The sequence below is a fragment of the Coprococcus sp. TM115-187 genome (assembly GCF_027679115.1).
Lineage (GTDB): Bacteria > Bacillota > Clostridia > Lachnospirales > Lachnospiraceae > Allocoprococcus > Allocoprococcus comes.
In genome coordinates this window covers 1-276 of record NZ_JAQEKS010000067.1, presented here as the reverse complement: position 1 = coordinate 276, position 276 = coordinate 1, and the positions used below count along the sequence as shown (strand labels likewise).

The 276-nt window shown below is 35.1% G+C and carries 1 pseudogene; it reads right to left on the bottom strand.

Features of this window, described 5'->3' with window-relative positions:
- A pseudogene (locus tag PGW42_RS15830) lies at window positions 1–276 on the bottom strand (hypothetical protein); the annotation flags it as partial.

Sequence of the window (276 nt, the reverse complement as noted above, 5' to 3'; positions counted from 1 at the left end):
TTTGCCGTTTACTTCTTTGTAATGATATAGCTTCTGTTCAGAAAGCCGTATGTCAAATAACTCTTCGATTGTTTTATCTTTGTCTTCCGGGTGTTCTTTAAAGTGCTTTTCCTGCCACTCATCAAATAGATCAAAAGTATATGGTTGTTCGAATAGTCTTGATGTTTCTTTGCCACATATTTTTTCGCCAAAGAAATCTGCGCCACTTCTAAAACGTTCTATAATCCTTTTGTCCCTATTTGTTAAGGGTTTATTCTCCTGTATTTGTTGCTTGAA